Source organism: Microbacterium sp. NPDC003461, assembly GCF_053588335.1.
The window spans coordinates 1-16565 of record NZ_JBSFPT010000017.1 but is presented as its reverse complement, the minus strand read 5'-3'; the positions used below and the strand labels follow the sequence as shown (position 1 = coordinate 16565).

Sequence of the window (16565 nt, the reverse complement as noted above, 5' to 3'; positions counted from 1 at the left end):
CCCGGGAAGCGGCGGCGGCCCGCCTAGACTGAAGCGGTGTCGACCCTCAGCGATCTCGTCTCGGCCCAGGGCATCCAGAGCGAATCGGACATCGAATGGCTCCACAAGGTGGCGGCCGACGGCCAGCTACTGGCCGATCTGTCCTTCGCCGACATCGTGCTGTGGGCGCCGACGGCCGACGACTCGTATCTCGCCGTGGCCCACGTGCGCCCCAGCGGGGCGGCGACGCTGTTCTACCGCGACATCGTGGGGGAGCGCGTGCGCCCGCAGTGGCTGAGCCAGGTGCGCGAGGCCGTCACGACGCAGAGCGTCGTCGACTCGTCGTCGCCGGAGTGGTTCGAGGAGACCCCCACGCGCGTGCGCGCGGTCCCGGTCGTGCGCCGCGACGAGGACGGCGGGCGCGTGCTCGGCGTGCTCACGCGCCACAGCAACCTCGGCGAGCTGCGCGCGCCGTCGCGGCAGCAGCTGACGTTCAACGAGTGCGCCGACGAGATCTTCGCGATGATCGCCACCGGCGGCTTCCCCGATGCCGACGCCCCGACGGGCGCGAGGCGGGGCGCGCCGCGCGCGAACGACGGGCTGATCCGGCTCGACGCCGACGGCGTCGTCACGTTCGCGAGCCCCAACGCGCTCTCGGCGTTCACCCGCCTCGGCTTCGGCGACGAGCTCGAGGGCGAGTCGCTCGCCGAGGTCACGGCGGCGCTCTCCGACGCCTCGATCGACGCCGACGAGTCGCTGCCGGTCGTGGCGTCGGGTCGCGCCCCGTGGCGCACCGACATCCACGCGCGCGGCGTGGCCGTGGCGCTGCGCACCATCCCGCTCAGCGAGAACGGCAGGCGCACCGGCGCCATCGTGCTCTCGCGCGACGTGACGGAGCTGCGCAACCAGGAGCAGGAGATCCTGACGAAGGACGCCACGATTCGCGAGATCCATCACCGCGTCAAGAACAACCTGCAGACGGTGGCCTCGCTGCTGCGGATCCAGGCCCGCCGCACGCCGTCCGACGAGGCGCGCGACGCGCTGGGGCAGGCGATGCGCCGCGTGGCGTCGATCGCCGTCGTGCACGACACCCTCTCGGAGGGTCTGAGCCAGAACGTCGACTTCGACGTGGTGTTCGATCGCGTGCTGCGCCTGGTGGCGGAGGTGGCCGCGGCGCCGAACACGCTCGCGCGCACGCACCGCAGCGGCGAGTTCGGGGTGCTGCCGAGCAAGTACGCGACGCCGCTGGCGCTCGCGCTCACCGAGATCGTCACCAACGCGGTCGAGCACGGTCTGAAGGACTCGGACGGCGACGTGGAGATCAGCGCGGACCGCAGCGAGGAGCGCCTCGAGGTGCGGGTGCGCGACACCGGCGCTGGTCTGCCGGCCGGTCAGGTGGGCAGGGGACTGGGCACGCAGATCGTTCGGACGCTCATCCAGGGCGAGCTGGGCGGCTCGATCGACTGGACCTCACCCGACGGGGGAGGCACCGAGGTGATCGTCGACATCCCGCTGCGCTGGATCGGGCGCTGACGCCGGGCGAGCACCGGGCGCTGAGGCCAGGCAGCTGACGCCGGGCGCGAAAAACGGCCCCCGGCGACAGGGGCCGTGATCGCGCGGGTGTGCCGCGGTGTCAGCTGGCGCGGCGGGCGCGGGCGGCGCGGCGCTTCAGGGCGCGGCGCTCGTCCTCGCTGAGGCCGCCCCACACGCCCGAGTCCTGGCCGGTCTCGAGGGCGTACTGCAGGCACACCTCGGTGACGGTGCAGCGGGCGCAGACGGACTTCGCCTTCTCGATCTGGTCGATGGCCGGCCCGGTGTTCCCGACGGGGAAGAAGAGCTCGGGGTCGACGGTGAGGCAGGCGGCCTTGTCGCGCCAGTCCATGGTGGTGCTCCTAGATGTGGTGGGAAAACAGATGCGATTCCAGCGGCTGTTCGGGTGAGCACTACGCTGGGATATGCCGCGAGCGCTGCTCGCTCCCACCACGTTGTGGGGAAACATACCGTTAACAAGTCTCTTACAGATGGAGACATGAGTCAACGGTTTCTGAATGGATCAAGAATCGGAACGCCCATGACGACCCCCTCCGGCACCCCCGTTCCCGCGCGCCTGGCGGCCGCGCTGCTCGCGCTGGAGGCCCTCGCCCTGCTGGTGCTGGCGGGCTGGCAGGTGGTCGCGATGCTCGGTGGCGACACGGCGTCGCTGCCGACGGCGATCGCGCTCCTGGTCTTCACGATCGTGGCTGCGGGCGGCGTCGGAGCGTTCGCCTACGCGGTGCTCACCGACCGGTCCTGGGGCCGATCCGGCGGCATCGTGACGCAGCTGCTCGTGCTCGCGGTGGCGCTGGGGGCGCTCACCGGTCAGTACGCCCATCCGCTCGTCGCGCTCGTCTTGGCCGTGCCCGCGGTGATCGGGCTCGTGCTCATCGCGCGGGCGGCGAAGGCCGCCGCTCCCGAGGCGGGACGCTAGCCCCCTCCGCCAGCTCGCGCGCCAGCAACGCGGCACCCGCCACGGCCGCGGGCATCACGGCGATCGCGCCGCCGGGCACGAGGAAGCACAGCTGCGTCGCGACGCCGAAACCGAGCATCCGCCCGCGGGATCCGCGCCGCAGGCGACGGCGGCCGGCCGCGCCGATGCCGCGCGCCGTCAGTCCGCGCTGCGTGAGCTCGTCGGCCAGCGTCCAGCCGGTGAGGCCGACGCCGAGCACGGCCGCGAGCGCCGTGCCCGCGACCGGGATGAGGCCGAGCAGCAGCGTCAGCAGCGCGATGCCGGCGCCGCGGGCCACGAGCGAGACCGCGTCTCCCGCCGCGCGCCACAGCGAGTAGCGGGACTCGGGGACGCCGCCGCCGGTGTCGCGCTCGACGGAGGACCAGATCCGCTGGTACGCGGGCTCGCCCACGAGCAGCACGACGGCGGTGAACGTCGCGATGGCGAGCGCGATCGCGCCGGCGAGCACCGCGAGCGCGACGAGGACGCGCAGCGCGCCCGCCCAGAACGCATCCCAGCCCGCGGCGAAGGGCGTCATCCACTCCACGAGGCCCGGCAGCGCGAAGCCGAGCGCCAGGAGGGCGGCCGAGAACACCACCGCCACGACGGCGGCGGGCACGAGCCCGGTGGCCATCAGCCCCGGTCGCGCCCGCCACCAGGCGAAGCCGCGGCCCAGCGTCGCCACGCCCCGCCAGAACTCCCGCATGGGGTCAGTCTAGGAATGGCTCACGCGAAGGCGAACAGGAACGGGAACGCGAGGGCGACCACGGCCGCCCACACCGGGTAGAGCGGCAGGAACGAGGTCTGCCAGCGCTCCAGCGCCGCGAACCCCGCCCGGTGGCGCAGGAAGCGCAGCGTGAGCCACGCCTGCCCGGCCAGGTGCACGAGCAGCAGCAGGTTGAGCCCGAGCGCAGCGGTCTTGTTGGCGCTCACGCCGAACTCCGCGATCCGGGTGATCATGGCCGTCAGCGCGACGAGGTCGACCGCGATCGCGATGACGAGCATGCCCAGCTGCAGAGCGTCGAACGGCCCGGCCGGCGCGAGCGCCTCGCGCGCGGAGATCGTGTAGAGGGTCAGTGCGAGCACGAGGATGAGCACGCCGTCCATGAGGATCAGCAGCTCCCGGTCGACGAGGGCGAGCGAGCCCGCCGTGGCGAGGGCGGCGAGCATCCACAGCAGCGCGAGCGTGACGATCGGCGTGAACACGCGCGTGAGCACGGGCACGATGTTCTCGATCACGTTCTGCTTCGCCTCGACGAGCCACGCGGCCACGAGCACGGCACCCGGCACGCACACCCGCAGGATCGCGCCGATCGCGACGGTCGTGTCCGTGCCGGTCAGCGAGAGCACGGCGCTCGTGAGGCCGATCAGCACGCCGCCGCCGAGGGCGAGCAGCACGAAGTACACGGCGAATTCGCCCGTGAACCGCACGAAATCCATCCGCGCCGCGTGGTCGCGCCAGCGCCCCGCCGCATACGCGATGCCCACGAGCCCCCACGCGACGATCGGCAGGTGGATGGTCGTGAGCAGCTCCGTCGCCCCGACCCCCGTCGCGCTGGGGAACGGCATCAGGGCCTGCGTCGCGACGAGCACGCCGAACACGACGGCCAGCGCCACGGTCGTGCGCGGGGCCGGCCGGCGCTTCCACACGAAGTACGCCGCGAGGAACGCGAGCACCAGGGTCGGCAGCACGCGGAACAGCGCCGCATTGGCCTCGACGCCGCCGAGCGGCGCGCCGTAGGAGAACAGCTGGATGAGCGCGAGAACGGTGAGGCCGGCGGCGGCGCCGAGCCCGATCGCGACGACGGGCTCGCGGCGATCCGCCGCGAGCCCATCGGCCGCCGTCAGCTGCTTCCACATCCGCTCGGTGTGCTCGCGGGCGAACTCGCGCGAGATCGCGTCGGTGCCGCCCATCCGCCGGATCGCGACGAGGAAGGCCTCGTCGTCGGCCAGTCCCGCCGCGGAGAGGTCGTCGATCTGCGCGCGCAGGTGATCCTCGAGCTCGTCCAGATCGGCGGCGGCGATCGCGCGGTGCCGCTGCAGGTAGCCGCGCCACTGGGCGATCTGCTCCTCGACCTCCGCCCGCGGCGCCATCACGCCCACGCTCCCGCGGTCGTGCCTGCCGCGTTCGGGCCGGCGGGGCGGGCCTCCCAGACGTTCCGCATGACGTCGGCCACGACCTCCCACTGCGCCCGGCGCTCCTCGAGCAGGGCGCAGCCGGCGTCCGTGATCGCGTAGTGCTTGCGGCGACGCCCCGTCTCCGAGGCGCCCCACGTGGCGGACAGCAGGCCCGCCCGCTCGAGCCGGTGCAGCAGCGGATAGAGCATGCCGTCCGTCCACTCCATCCGGCCGCCCGACAGCTCGCTCACGCGCTTCAGGATCGCGTAGCCGTACAACTCGCCGTCGGCGAGGATGCCGAGCACGAGCGGGGTGGCGGAGGCCGCCACGAGGTCCTTGTCGATGCGCATGCGCGCCTCCGTTCATCCCTTGTACCTCTAGGTAATTGAACCTAGCGCATCTAGGTATGGATTCGGGCTGGGAATAGGCCGGGATGCGGCGCCGTTCAACTTGATACAACCGCACTCAACTTCTAAAGTTGATGGCGAACCGCTCAAGTTTTAGGAGACAAGGAATGGCCGACTTCCCCCAGGACGGTCTCGGCGCGTTCGACGAGTTCCTCGCGCGCTACCTGCAGGGTGAGCGCGCCCGCTCGGCGCGGTCGATCGACCTCAGCCGCTTCCTCAGCGCGCGCACGCAGAGCCTGCTGCAGCGCGCCGCCGCGTTCGCGCACGCCCGCGGCCAGCAGGAGATGGACGCCCTCCACGTGCTGCGCGTGCTCCTCGACGACGACACGGTCGCCCGGGCGGTCGCGCGCGTCGGCGCCGAACTCGACGCGCTGCGCTCCGAGACGGAGCAGCGCCTGCCGCAGGAGAGCCTCCCCGTCCACAGCGACGAGGCGGTGATCACCCCCGCCGTGCAGCGCGCGATGTTCCACGCGTACCAGGTGGCGCGCTCCGCGGGCGCGACCTACATCGATCCGGAGCACGTGTTCTTCGCGCTCGTGCTGGCGCAGGACTCGCCCGCCGGGCAGATCCTCTCGCGCGCCGGCGTGACGCCCGAGGCGCTCACGCAGGGCGCCCGCGAGGCCGTCTCGCCGCAGGGCGCGCCGGAGGAGGCGCCGTCCGGCGGCGGATCGATGCTCGAGAAGTACGGCGTCGACCTGACCGCGCGCGCCGAGGCCGGGGAGCTCGACCCCGTGATCGGCCGGGCCGACGAGATCGAGCAGACCATCGAGATCCTCTCGCGCCGCACCAAGAACAACCCCGTGCTCGTCGGTGAGGCCGGCGTGGGCAAGACCGCCATCGTCGAGGGCCTGGCCCGCGCGATCGTGGCGGGCGAGGTGCCCGAGCAGCTGCGCGGCAAGCGCGTCATCGCGCTCGATCTGCCCGGCATGCTCGCCGGCACGCGCTTCCGCGGCGACTTCGAGGAGCGCCTCACCAAGACGATCGACGAGGTCGCCGAGCACCGCGGCGAGCTGATCCTGTTCCTCGACGAGATCCACACGCTCGTCGGCGCGGGCGGCGGCGGTGAGGGCGCCATGGACGCCGGCAACATCCTCAAGCCGCGCCTCGCGCGCGGCGAGCTGCACCTCGTCGGCGCCACGACGCTGAAGGAGTACCGCACGATCGAGAAGGACGCCGCGCTGGAGCGCCGCTTCCAGCCGGTGCGCGTGGGTGAGCCGTCGATCGCCGACGCGGTCGAGATCCTGCGCGGCCTGCGCCCGGCGTACGAGGAGCACCACGGTGTGACGTACACCGACGACGCGCTGCGCGCCGCCGTGGAGCTGAGCGACCGCTACCTCACGGAGCGCGTGCTGCCCGACAAGGCCATCGACCTCATCGATCAGGCGGGCGCCCGACTGCGGCTGCGCCTGGGCGTACCGGTCGACACCGCCGCGCTCATGGAGCGGCTCGCCACGCTCGAGTCCGAGAAGAACGCCGCCGTCGCCGCCGAGCGGTACGAGGAGGCCTCGCGCCTGCGCGACGAGATCGCCGACGTCCAGCGCCGCCTCGACGAGGCCGCCACGAGCGGCGCGCCCGCGGGCGCGGTCGTGGACGAGCCCGAGATCGCGGCCGTCGTGAGCCGCGCCACGGGCATCCCCGCCAGCCGGATCACCGAGACCGAGCGGGCGCGCCTGGCCGGCCTGGAGGACGAGCTGCACGCGCGCGTCATCGGCCAGGACGACGCCGTGCGCGCGGTCGCGCGGTCGGTGCGCCGCAGCCGCACCGGCATGGGCGATGCCCGCCGCCCCGTCGGCTCGTTCCTGTTCCTCGGCCCCACCGGCGTCGGCAAGACCGAGCTGGCGAAGGCCCTCGCGGCGAGCCTGTTCGACGACGAGGGCGCGATCGTCCGCTTCGACATGAGCGAGTTCGGCGAGCGGCACACCGTCGCGCGCCTCGTCGGTGCCCCTCCCGGGTACGTCGGCTACGACGAGGCGGGCCAGCTCACCGAGCGCGTGCGGCGCAACCCGTACTCGATCGTGCTGTTCGACGAGATCGAGAAAGCGCACCCCGACGTGTTCAACCTGCTGCTGCAGGTGCTCGACGACGGCCGCCTGACCGACGGCCAGGGACGCACGGTCGACTTCCGCAACACCGTGGTCGTGATGACCTCGAACCTCGGCTCGGAGTTCCTGGCCTCGCGCAGCGGCGCCATCGGGTTCTCCGCGAGCGGCGCGGAGTACGACGAGAAGGACCTGCGCGACCGGGTGATGGGCCGGCTGCGCGAGTCGATGCGCCCGGAGTTCCTCAACCGCATCGACGAGATCGTGCTGTTCCGCAAGCTCGACCGCGAGCAGCTGCGGCGCATCGTCGACCTGCTGCTCGGCGCCACGCGCTCGCGTCTTCAGGCCCGCGAGATCTCGCTCGAGGTCTCCGAGGCGGCGATCGACTGGCTGGCCGAGCACGGGTACGAGCCCGAGTACGGCGCCCGCCCGCTGCGCCGCCTCATCCAGCGCGAGGTGGACGACCGGATCGCCGACCTCCTCGTCGCGGGCGACCTGGCGGACGGCGGCCGCGTGCGCCTCGACGCCGTCGCGGGCGAGCTCCTGGTCACGGCCGACGCCCCGGTCGCGGCCTGACCCTCCGCGAACCCGCCCTCGATCCGCCACCCCGCGCCCGATCCGGCGCGGGTTCGGCGAACGGGGGCGGGTTCGGCGCCTTCGCCCGCGGAAACTAGGATCGGTCGGTGACCACCAGCATCATCCTCGACGTCGACACCGGGGTGGACGACGCCCTCGCCATCCTCACCGCCGCGCTCTCGCCCGAGATCGAGCTCGTCGCCTGCACCACCACGTGGGGCAACGTGGACGTCGACACCGCCGCCCGCAACACGGCGTTCGTCCTGAACATGGCGGGCCGATCGGATGTGCCCGTGGCGCGCGGCGCCGAGGGGCCCTCGAACGGCGCCACGGCGTCGTTCTCGACGAACGTGCACGGGGAGGACGGCCAGGGCGGCCAGGCCGACACGTCGTTCGTGCCCGCGCTCACCGCCGAGACGGCCCCCGAGCTCATCATCCGCCTGAGCCACGAGCGGCCGGGCGAGCTGCACCTCGTCGCGGTGGGCCCGCTCACGAACCTCGCCGACGCGCTCGCGGCCGATCCGACGCTGCCCGAGCGGATCCGCGAGGTCACGATCATGGGCGGCAGCTTCCTGGCGCCCGGCAACATTACCCCGGCCGCCGAGGCGAACATCTGGCACGACCCGGAGGCGGCCCAGCGCGTCGTCGAGGCCGGGTGGGCGTGCACCTTCGTCGGGCTCGACGTGACGATGCGCGACATGCTCGAGGAGGACCACCTGCGCGCGCTCGCCGCCGGCGGCGCGATCGGGGGCTACTGCGCCCGGATCCTCGATGCGTACTACGACTTCTACCTCGGCGAGACGGGGCGTCGCTGCGCCGGCAACCACGACGCGCTCGCCGTGGGCATCGCCGCCGGCCTGGCCACCGCGACGCTCGCCCCGGTGGTGCCGATCGAGATCGACACCACCGACGGGCCGAACCGCGGCCGCACGAGCGCCGACCTGCGCGGCATCCACAACGACTGGCCCGCCGTCGCCGGCGCGCGCCACCGCGCCGTGCTCGCGACCGAGCCGGGGTTCACCGACCGGATGACGCGCCTGCTCGCCGGGGCCTGACCGGCGGCTATCCCGGGGCGCGCACATGCTCCCGCGCCGCGGCGATCGCGTCGGGGGTGCGCGCGAAGACGCGGTCACGGGCGCTCAGCTCGGCGAGCGATCCGATGGGCCGCAGCACGGAGCGGTGGCGATCCTGCACGCCGGAGAGGAACACCGCGATGCCGCGCCGCTCCAGGTTGCGGATCGCGTCGTCCAGCATGAGCGCTCCGGTCGCGTCGAGAGAGCTGACGCGGCTCATGCGCAGGACGAGCGCCCTGACGTCGGCGACCTCCGTCAGTTCGACGAGGAAGCGCGGCGCGGCGCCGAAGAACACCGGGCCGTCGAAGCGGTAGGCGACGATGCCCTCGTGCAACAGCTCGTTCTCCTCGTCCGCGTGGTCGTGGTCGTCGAGCGGCACGCGCTCGAGTGTCGCCGCGCGTGAGACGTCGCGCAGCGCGAGCAGCCCCGCGATCGCGAGCCCCGCGACCACGGCCAGGATGAGATCGAACACGACCGTCAGGCCGAAGGTGAGGATGAGCACGGCCGCGTCGGCACGGGTGGCGCGCGCCATCGCGACGAGCGAGCGCAGCTCGATCATCGACACGGTGGTCGCGAGCAGCACCCCCGCGAGGGCGGCGAGCGGGATGAGCCCGACCACGGGGCCGAGCGCCAGCACGATCGCCAGCAGCACGAGGGAATGCGTCAGCGCGGCCAGCCGCGAGCGGGCGCCGGCGCGCACGTTGACGGCGGTACGTGCGATCGCAGCCGTGGCGGGCACCCCGCCGAAGAAGGGCACGGCGAGGTTGGCCAGCCCCTGGCCGAACAGTTCGCGATCCGGATCGTGTCGCTCGCCCACGCGCATCCCGTCGGCGACGGTCGCGCACAGCAGGCTCTCGAGCGCCGCGAGGGCGGCCACGGCGAAGGCGGATGGCGCGAGGGCGAGCCACGTGCCGGGATCGACGAACGACGCGTCTGGTGCCGGCAACGCGGGTGGCAGGGCCCCGATGCGCTCCAGGCCCGGCGCCCACACGGCGGCGGCCGTGGCGGCGGCGATCGCGAGGAGCGACCAGGGCACGCCGGGCCGCCAACGCGAGCCGGCGATGATCACGGCGGCGACGGCGAGGGCGGTCAGCGGCGGCACCGGATCGGGAGCCGCGGCCCACGTCAGGACGGCGTCGCCGGCCACGCGCCACACCTCGTGGGCGGACGAGGGCTCGATGCCGAGCGCATTGGGCGCCTGCTGCAGCGCGATCACGACGGCGATGCCCGCTGTGAAGCCCTCGACGACCGTCGCCGGGAGAAAGCGCACGATGCGCCCGACGCCGCTGACGGCGAGGATCACGAGGATCACGCCGGCGAGGAGTCCGACCTGCAGCACGCCCTGTGACCCGAACTGGGCGACGACGGGCACGAGTACGACCGTCATCGCGCCGGTCGGTCCGGAGACCTGCAGGTTGCTGCCGCCGAAGATCGCGGCGATCGCACCCGCGATCACGGCGGTCGTGATGCCGGCTCCCGCTCCCAGCCCCGAGGCCTCGCCGAAGGCGAGGGCGAGGGGGAGGGCGACGACCGCCACCGTCAGTCCCGCGAGCAGGTCGCGGCCGGGGGCGCGCCGAGCCGCTGCGAGATCGCCGAGGCTCGGGAGGAACGACAGCCCGCGCCGGGCGAGAGCGCGGGTCCGTGCGGCGCGGTCGCTCACCGTGCGGATCCGGTGCGGCGCGCGTCGTCGTCGCGCGGGGAAGCATCAGCGGTCGACGGGGCGTTCTCGAGGTCGTCGAGGAGGGCGCGGGAGTCGCGCAGGTTCTCGACCAGCATCCGCCGCCCGATTCCCAGCAGGTCCGCCATGAGGGGATCGCGCACGGAGTACAGGATCGTCGTGCCCTCCCGTCGCGTCACGACCACGCCGGCGCGGCGCAGCACACCCAGCTGCGACGAGAGCTGGCCGAGCTCCACGTCGAGCAGGTCGGCCAGCGCGCCGACGGCTCGTTCGCCCCGCACCAGCTGCTCGAGGGCCCGTACCCGCAGAGGGTGAGCGAGGGCCTTGAACAACTCGGCCTTCAGCTGTGCGACGGGCAGCTCGTGATGGATCACCTCGTCGACGATACCTTATTCGAAAGATCTCACGAACATTCGAGAAAGCGCCTGCGTCGACCGAGCAGCGCGTGGCGGGGCTCAGTCCTTCAGGCGCACGAGGCGCTCGTGCCCGCTCTCCTGCACCTCGGCGAGCTGCTCGCGGGACTTCACGAAGTCGGTGAACGAGCGGAAGCCGAGCGTCTTCTCGCTGAAGGAGGGATCCATCCGGCGCATGTGCTGCTTCACAGCGGAGGTGTGCAGCCACTCGGCGTCGTCGCCCTTGTCGCGGCCCAGGCGCAGCGCGCGCTCGAGCAGGCGCGAGGCGGCCGCGTGCAGGTCCTCGGGCGGGATCTCGTCGAAGGGCACCATGGTGTCCTCCTCCGCGACCGGCTCCTGCTTGGCGCGCGAGGACCGCCGGCTGCGCTTGGGCTCGCCGTCCGCCTTCGGCGCGGGCTCGCCCTTGTCGGCCGGCGCCTTCTCGGGCGCGGGGGCCTTGGGAGCGGCCTTCGGCTTCTCGGGCACGGTGACGCCCGGCAGCGTGTCGTACGCCTCGAACTCGTCGCACGCGGCGGCGAGCGACTTGGCGGTGGAGCCCGCGACCCCCACGCCGACGACGTAGCGCCCGAGCCGGCGGCAGCGCTGGGCGAGGGGGACGTAGTCGCTGTCGCCGCCCACGATCACGACGTGGGTGAGGTCGGGCAGGCGGAACATGTCCTCCACGGTGTCGACCGCGAGGCGGATGTCGGCGCCGTTCTTGGCGTAGGCCGCGGCGGGGAACAGCTGCACGAGGTCGACCGCGCGGGCCACGAGCTGCTGCCGGTACTCGGCGTTCACGGGCGAGGACCAGTCGGCGTACGCGCGGGTGAGCACGAGGGTGCCGAACGACGCGGCGTAGTCGATGATGGCGCCGACGTCGATCGTGGCGCGCTGCAGGCGCTCGGCGATCTCCGGATCCGTCGGGTCGTCCGCGATCCGCGAGCGGTCGCGGGAGTACGAGTTGCGTCCGTGGACGCGGTCGTACCAGCTCATGACGATGTTGTCGAAGTCCAGGTAGACGGCGACGCGGGTGTCGGTCACTTCGGCTCCGTTCGGTCGCTGAGGGCGTCGGCCGGCAGGGCCGACTCCGACGGGTAGGTGACGCCGATCTGGCGGCGGATCTCGTCGAGGGCGCCCATGATCTCCACGGTCTCGTCGATGGGCAGGATGTCGCCGGCGAGGTTCCCCTCGGCGACGAGCCGCTCGGCGGCGAGCGCCTCGAACTGCATGCCGCGCCCCTCGATCCGGCTCTCGTAGGTCTCGAGCACCTCGCCGGAGGTGTCGGTCAGGCGGAACGAGGTGGGCCCGTAGAACGCGCGGTCGATGTCGATGCGCGCCTCGGTGCCGATGATGTGCGCGGTCGTGGGGCCGGCGGCACGCGACGACGAGAGCGTGGTGGAGAGGGCGCCGCCGGCGTGCGTCATGATCGTCGCGACCTCGGTGTCGGCGCCGGTCTCGCCCAGGCGGGCCGTGGCGGTGATGCTCGTGGGCGCGCCGAGCACGTCCCACACGAACGAGATCGGGTAGACGCCGAGGTCCAGCAGGGCCCCGCCGCCGAGCGCGAGCGCGTTGAGGCGGTGGGCGGGGTCGCTCGGCAGCTTCTGGGTGTGGTCGGCGTGCATCGCGCGGATCTCGCCGAGGGCGCCGGAGGCGACGAGCTCGCGGATGCGCACCATGTGGGGCAGCCACCGCGTCCACATCGCCTCCATGACGAGCAGGCCCTTCTCGGCGGCCAGGTCGCGCAGGGCGGCGGCCTCGGCCTGGTTCACCGTGAAGGCCTTCTCGACGAGCGCGTGCTTGCCGTGCTCGAGCGCGAGCCGCGCCGCGGCGTAGTGCATGGGGTGCGGCGTGCCGATGTAGACGATGTCGATGTCGGGGTCGGCCACGAGCGCCTCGTACGAGGCATGGGCGCGCGGGATGTCGAACTCGCGCGCGAACGCCTCGGCGCTGGCCGCGGAGCGCGAGCCGACGGCGCGCAGATCCCGCCCCGAGATGCGCAGATCGCCCGCGAACACCCCGGAGATGCGGCCCGTTGCGAGGATTCCCCAGCGAAGTCCTGTCATGTCCCCGAGCCTACGCGGTCGGCGCTGGGTCGAGAGCAGGGCGCCGAAGCACTCAGAGCCGGTCGAGGGCCTGGGCGAGGTCGGCGATGAGGGCGGCCGGATCCTCGAGGCCGATGGAGAGCCGGATCGTGGCGTACGAGATGCCGGTCGCCGCGAGCTGGTCGCGCGTGAGGTGGTTGTGCGTCATGGTGGCCGGGTGACACGCGAGCGAGCGCGCGTCGCCGATGTTCGCCACGAGCCGCACGAGCCGCAGCCCGTCGACGACCGTCTCGACGCGCGCGTAGTCGGCCTCGTCGTCGCCCGTGCGCTCCAGCTCGAACGCGAACACCGACGGCACGCCGCGCGGCAGGTACCGCGCCGCGAGCGCGTGCCACGGGCTGGCCTCCAGCCCCGGGTGGTGCACGGCGGCGACGGCCGGGTGATCGGCGAGGAACCGCGCCACCTCGAGGCCCGAGGCGGCGTGGCGGTCCACGCGGAGATTGAGCGTCTCGACGCCCTCGAGGATCTGGAAGGCGTTGAACGGCGACAGCGCCGGCCCGAGGTCGGCGATGTACTTGGACTTCACGAGGGTCGTGAACGCGCCCTCGCGCCCGAACGCCTCCCACAGCGAGACGCCGCCGAACCGCCCGTGCGGCGCGGTGAGCGCGGGCCACCGCTCCGGCTGCGCGCCGAAGTCGAACGTGCCGAGATCGACGACCACGCCGCCGAGGGAGGTGCCGTGCCCGCCGAGGAACTTCGTGGCCGAGTGCACGACGATGTCGGCGCCGAACTCCTTCGGGCGCAGCAGGGCGGGCGTCGCGACGGTGTTGTCGATGACGAGGGGCACGCCGGCGGCGTGCGCTATGTCGGCGACGGCGGTCATGTCGAGCACCTGCGCGACGGGGTTGGCGACGCTCTCGGCGAAGAACGCCCGGGTGTGCGGGCGCACGGCCGCGCGCCACGCGTCGAGGTCGTCCTGATCCACGAACGTGACCTCGATCCCGAGGTCGGCGAAGGTGTCGTGGAAGAGGTCGACCGTGCCGCCGTAGAGCTGATCGGCCGCCACGATGTGGCCGCCGCGGCCGGCCAGCGCGAGGGTCGCGACCGCGGTGGCCGCCTGCCCCGATCCGGTGGCCGCCGCGGCGACGCCGCCCTCGAGCGCGGCCACGCGCTGCTCCAGCACGGCCTGCGTGGGATGGGCGTTGCGGCTGTAGATGAAGCCCTTCTCGCGCAGTGCGAAGCGCTCGCGCGCCTGCCGCAGCGAGGCGAACTGGTACGCCGACGACTGGTGGATCGGCACCGCGACGGTCTGCGGCGCCGCGACGCCCGGCTCGTATCCGGCGCCCAGCTGGGCGGTGACGAATCCCTCGGGCAGCGCGTCGCTCATGCTTCCATCCTGGGGGATGCCGCGGGCGGTGCCGGAACCGGATCGTCATACGGCGACACGGGATCGCGCCGCTCGCGGGATGGCCGCATGCGGTTGAATGAGCGCGTGGACGAAGAGGCCGAGCTCGCGGAGCTGCAGCGACGGGCCTACGGGCCCGCCGGCGACATCGATCCCGAGGGCGCCCGCCGGCTGGCGGAGCTGCAGGAGCGGGAGAGGCGGCGGCGGGCCGACGCCCCCGTCGTGGCGGCGCCCGCGGGCGGTGCGAAGCAGGCGTCCGAGGCCGCTGCTCCCGCGGCGGCCGATGCGGTGAGGCGGCCCGCGCCCGATCCCGACCCTGCCGGCCCGCCCGCGTCCGCTTTCGCCGCGCCCGCGGCGCCCTGGCCGGTCGACCCGCGCCGCGCGAGCGACGGCGCCGAGAGGGACAGGGAGCCTGGCGACGCGACGACCCCCGGGGAGGCTCCGGCGGAGTCATCGGCGGCGCGGCGGTTCTGGTCGCGCCCGGCCGTGCTCCTCGCCGCCGGCGCGGCGGCCGGCATGCTCGTCACCGCCGCGATCGCCACCGCGGTGGCGGCGGGCGGAGCCCCCGACGCGGAGTTGCGGATCGTCGACGACGAGGTGCGATACGGGCTCTACGGTCTGGGAACGGACGGCCGGGCGCACGAGGAGTACCACGGGGTGCGGGTCGAGTCATCGCGGACGCCCGACGTGAGCTGCCTCTCCGTCGTGTACGACGTGCTCGATCCGGTGAGCGGGCAGATCGGCGGAAGCATGGGGACGATGGACTGCGCGCCACCGGGCGCGACCCCGACGGCGAGCGTGTGGGCGGGCGAGAGCCCGATGACCTGGGGCAGCGCCGAGATCGACGGCCTCGAGTCGGGCACCTTCGTGCGCTTCGAGCTGCACGGCGACGTCGTGGAGGTGTGGCGATTCGAGCCCGCGCCGACGCCCGCGCCGGACCAGGCGCAATGAGCCCGCGCGCGGGTCAGGGGACGACGATGAGCTTGCCCGGCGCGCCCTCTTCGCTGGCGCGCTGCGCGTCGGCGGCCCGCTCGAGCGGGTAGCGCTCGCCGAGTTCGATGCTGAACCGGCCGGCGGCCATGAGGGCGAGCGTCACGGGGATCGCCTCGGCGCGCAGCGCGTTCTGGCTCTCGGTGAGCGGCTCGGGGGATCCGCCGCTGAAGGCGCGGATGCCGAGGTCGGGGGCCTTCGGTCCCGCCACGATCGTCGCGATGCGGGAGCGGTCGTCGAGCAGCTCGAGCGACTGCGCGAGGGCCTCGTCGGTGCCCGCGCAGTCGAGGATCACGGTGACGCCGTCGGGAGCCGCCCCGCGCACGGCGTCGACGAGGCCGGCGCCGTAGGGGAGCGGCTCGGCCCCGAGCCCGGCGACGCGGTCGGCGCGCTCGCTGCTCGTGGTCGCGATGACGCGCGCGCCCCACAGCACGGCGAACTGGATGGCGGCCTGCCCGACCGATCCGGACCCGCCGTGGATGAGCAGCGTGTCGTCGGCGCGCACCCCGAGCGAGCGCAGCGCCTGGTAGGCCGTGCCGCAGGGGATCGGCACGCCCGCGCCCTGGGCGGCCGAGACGCCCGGCGGGCGGAAGGTGACGCGCGACGCGTCGATCGCGATGTCGGTGGCATAGGAGCCGCCGGCGGAGGTGAACACGACGGCGTCGCCCACGCGGAAGCCGTCGACGCCCTCGCCCACGCCCGTGACGTGGCCCGCGCCGTCCTGCCCCGTGCCGCGCGGCTTCGTGAGCGGACCGGAGGGGCGGATGCCGCGCCGCAGCTTGCTGTCGATGGGATTCACCCCGGCCGCCTCGACCCGGATCGTCACCTGGCCGGGGCCGGCGACGGGATCGGGGACCTCCGCCACGCTCAGGACCTCGGGACCACCCAGTTCGCTGTACTGAACCGCTCGCGCCATGCTCCGAGCCTAAGCCGATCCACCCCCCTCCCGCATCCGCCGGCGGGCTTCGAGTGCGGGTCGGCGCGATGCGGTTCCGCGGGGACTGCGGGGGTCCGCAGCCCAGCGGGGGCCCGGTTCGGGCCTTCGGCCCTCACCCCCTACTGGGCCACGGACCCCCTCCGTCCCCGCTGCCAGCCGCGGACGCGTCGCACCTGCCCAGCAACCGATGGGCTCAGCCGGTCAGCAAGGCGCCGCGGAACCGATCGGGTGCGACCCCACGGTTGCTGAACGAAGTGAGTGCCAGCGAACGAAGATGAAGCGACCACCGCAAGTCCTTGATGGTTGCGGCGGTCGCTTCATCTCCGCGCCTGCGCCGCTCCGTTCAGTAACCGATCAACTCGAACCGATCACTGTGCGAGCGCGAAGCGCGAGCGACGCGCCGGACGGGACGGCCGCGCGCTGCACGATCCCGTCGTCCAGCAG

Annotated in this window: 15 protein-coding genes; 5 read left to right on the top strand and 10 right to left on the bottom strand. The window is 73.4% G+C overall.

All coding sequences use genetic code 11. From position 1 onward, the window contains the following. Positions 1 to 36: 36 nt before the first annotated feature. Positions 37 to 1512: a sensor histidine kinase gene (locus tag ACWDR7_RS08325; protein ID WP_449854454.1), complete on the top strand. Its 1476-nt coding sequence runs from the start codon at positions 37 to 39 to the stop codon at positions 1510 to 1512. 100 nt (positions 1513 to 1612) lie between these two features. On the opposite strand, the gene ACWDR7_RS08320 is transcribed toward ACWDR7_RS08325, so the two are convergent. Further along, complete coding sequence (locus tag ACWDR7_RS08320; protein ID WP_067025888.1) at positions 1613 to 1861, bottom strand: WhiB family transcriptional regulator; 249 nt, start codon at positions 1859 to 1861, stop codon at positions 1613 to 1615. Positions 1862 to 2050: 189 nt separating this feature from the next. Here ACWDR7_RS08320 and ACWDR7_RS08315 point away from each other — a divergent pair, with 189 nt between their 5' ends. Continuing rightward, positions 2051 to 2446, top strand: coding sequence for a histidine kinase (locus ACWDR7_RS08315; RefSeq protein WP_449854453.1), 396 nt, complete (start codon positions 2051 to 2053; stop codon positions 2444 to 2446). Here the strand turns inward: ACWDR7_RS08315 and ACWDR7_RS08310 are convergent. Genes ACWDR7_RS08310 through ACWDR7_RS08300 form a run of 3 tightly spaced genes read right to left on the bottom strand, consistent with a single transcriptional unit; the run spans position 2400 to position 4932 of the window. Next, the gene (locus ACWDR7_RS08310; RefSeq protein WP_449854452.1) at positions 2400 to 3170 is read right to left on the bottom strand and encodes an EI24 domain-containing protein; all 771 of its coding nucleotides are present in this window, start codon (positions 3168 to 3170) and stop codon (positions 2400 to 2402) included. The genes ACWDR7_RS08315 and ACWDR7_RS08310 overlap by 47 nt on opposite strands. A 20-nt stretch (positions 3171 to 3190) precedes the next feature. Further along, a complete protein-coding gene (locus ACWDR7_RS08305; RefSeq protein ID WP_449854451.1) occupies positions 3191 to 4558 on the bottom strand; it encodes a permease prefix domain 1-containing protein in 1368 nt (455 codons plus the stop codon). Then, complete coding sequence (locus tag ACWDR7_RS08300) at positions 4558 to 4932, bottom strand: PadR family transcriptional regulator (protein ID WP_449854450.1); 375 nt, start codon at positions 4930 to 4932, stop codon at positions 4558 to 4560. The genes ACWDR7_RS08305 and ACWDR7_RS08300 overlap by 1 nt, the downstream gene beginning before the upstream one ends. 164 nt (positions 4933 to 5096) lie before the next feature. On the opposite strand from ACWDR7_RS08300, the gene ACWDR7_RS08295 reads away from it, so the two are divergent. Beyond that, positions 5097 to 7604 (top strand): ATP-dependent Clp protease ATP-binding subunit, encoded by a 2508-nt coding sequence (locus ACWDR7_RS08295; protein ID WP_449854449.1) that lies wholly within the window; start codon positions 5097 to 5099, stop codon positions 7602 to 7604. A 107-nt stretch (positions 7605 to 7711) separates the two neighbouring features. Then, a complete protein-coding gene (locus ACWDR7_RS08290; RefSeq protein WP_449854448.1) occupies positions 7712 to 8659 on the top strand; it encodes a nucleoside hydrolase in 948 nt (315 codons plus the stop codon). A gap of 7 nt (positions 8660 to 8666) precedes the next feature. Here the strand turns inward: ACWDR7_RS08290 and ACWDR7_RS08285 are convergent, their stop codons facing one another. From ACWDR7_RS08285 to ACWDR7_RS08265, 5 genes are all read right to left on the bottom strand, one after another. Next, positions 8667 to 10337 carry a SulP family inorganic anion transporter gene (locus ACWDR7_RS08285; protein ID WP_449854447.1) on the bottom strand — a complete coding sequence of 557 codons (1671 nt, stop codon included), beginning with the start codon at positions 10335 to 10337 and terminating at the stop codon, positions 8667 to 8669. Further along, on the bottom strand, positions 10334 to 10729 hold the full coding sequence (locus ACWDR7_RS08280; protein ID WP_449854446.1) for an ArsR/SmtB family transcription factor: 396 nt from the start codon (positions 10727 to 10729) through the stop codon (positions 10334 to 10336). The genes ACWDR7_RS08285 and ACWDR7_RS08280 overlap by 4 nt, the downstream gene beginning before the upstream one ends. An 81-nt stretch (positions 10730 to 10810) precedes the next feature. Beyond that, entirely contained in the window at positions 10811 to 11740 is a 930-nt protein-coding gene (locus ACWDR7_RS08275) for an NYN domain-containing protein (RefSeq protein WP_449854493.1), read from the bottom strand. A 44-nt stretch (positions 11741 to 11784) separates the two neighbouring features. Continuing rightward, positions 11785 to 12810: a Gfo/Idh/MocA family protein gene (locus ACWDR7_RS08270; protein WP_449854445.1), complete on the bottom strand. Its 1026-nt coding sequence runs from the start codon at positions 12808 to 12810 to the stop codon at positions 11785 to 11787. 52 nt (positions 12811 to 12862) lie between these two features. After that, positions 12863 to 14176 (bottom strand): O-acetylhomoserine aminocarboxypropyltransferase/cysteine synthase family protein, encoded by a 1314-nt coding sequence (locus ACWDR7_RS08265; RefSeq protein ID WP_449854444.1) that lies wholly within the window; start codon positions 14174 to 14176, stop codon positions 12863 to 12865. Positions 14177 to 14281: 105 nt separating this feature from the next. On the opposite strand from ACWDR7_RS08265, the gene ACWDR7_RS08260 reads away from it, so the two are divergent. Beyond that, entirely contained in the window at positions 14282 to 15145 is an 864-nt protein-coding gene (locus ACWDR7_RS08260; RefSeq protein ID WP_449854443.1) for a hypothetical protein, read from the top strand. Positions 15146 to 15158: 13 nt separating this feature from the next. On the opposite strand, the gene ACWDR7_RS08255 is transcribed toward ACWDR7_RS08260, so the two are convergent. Then, the gene (locus tag ACWDR7_RS08255; protein WP_449854442.1) at positions 15159 to 16100 is read right to left on the bottom strand and encodes an NADP-dependent oxidoreductase; all 942 of its coding nucleotides are present in this window, start codon (positions 16098 to 16100) and stop codon (positions 15159 to 15161) included. Positions 16101 to 16565 lie beyond the last annotated feature (465 nt).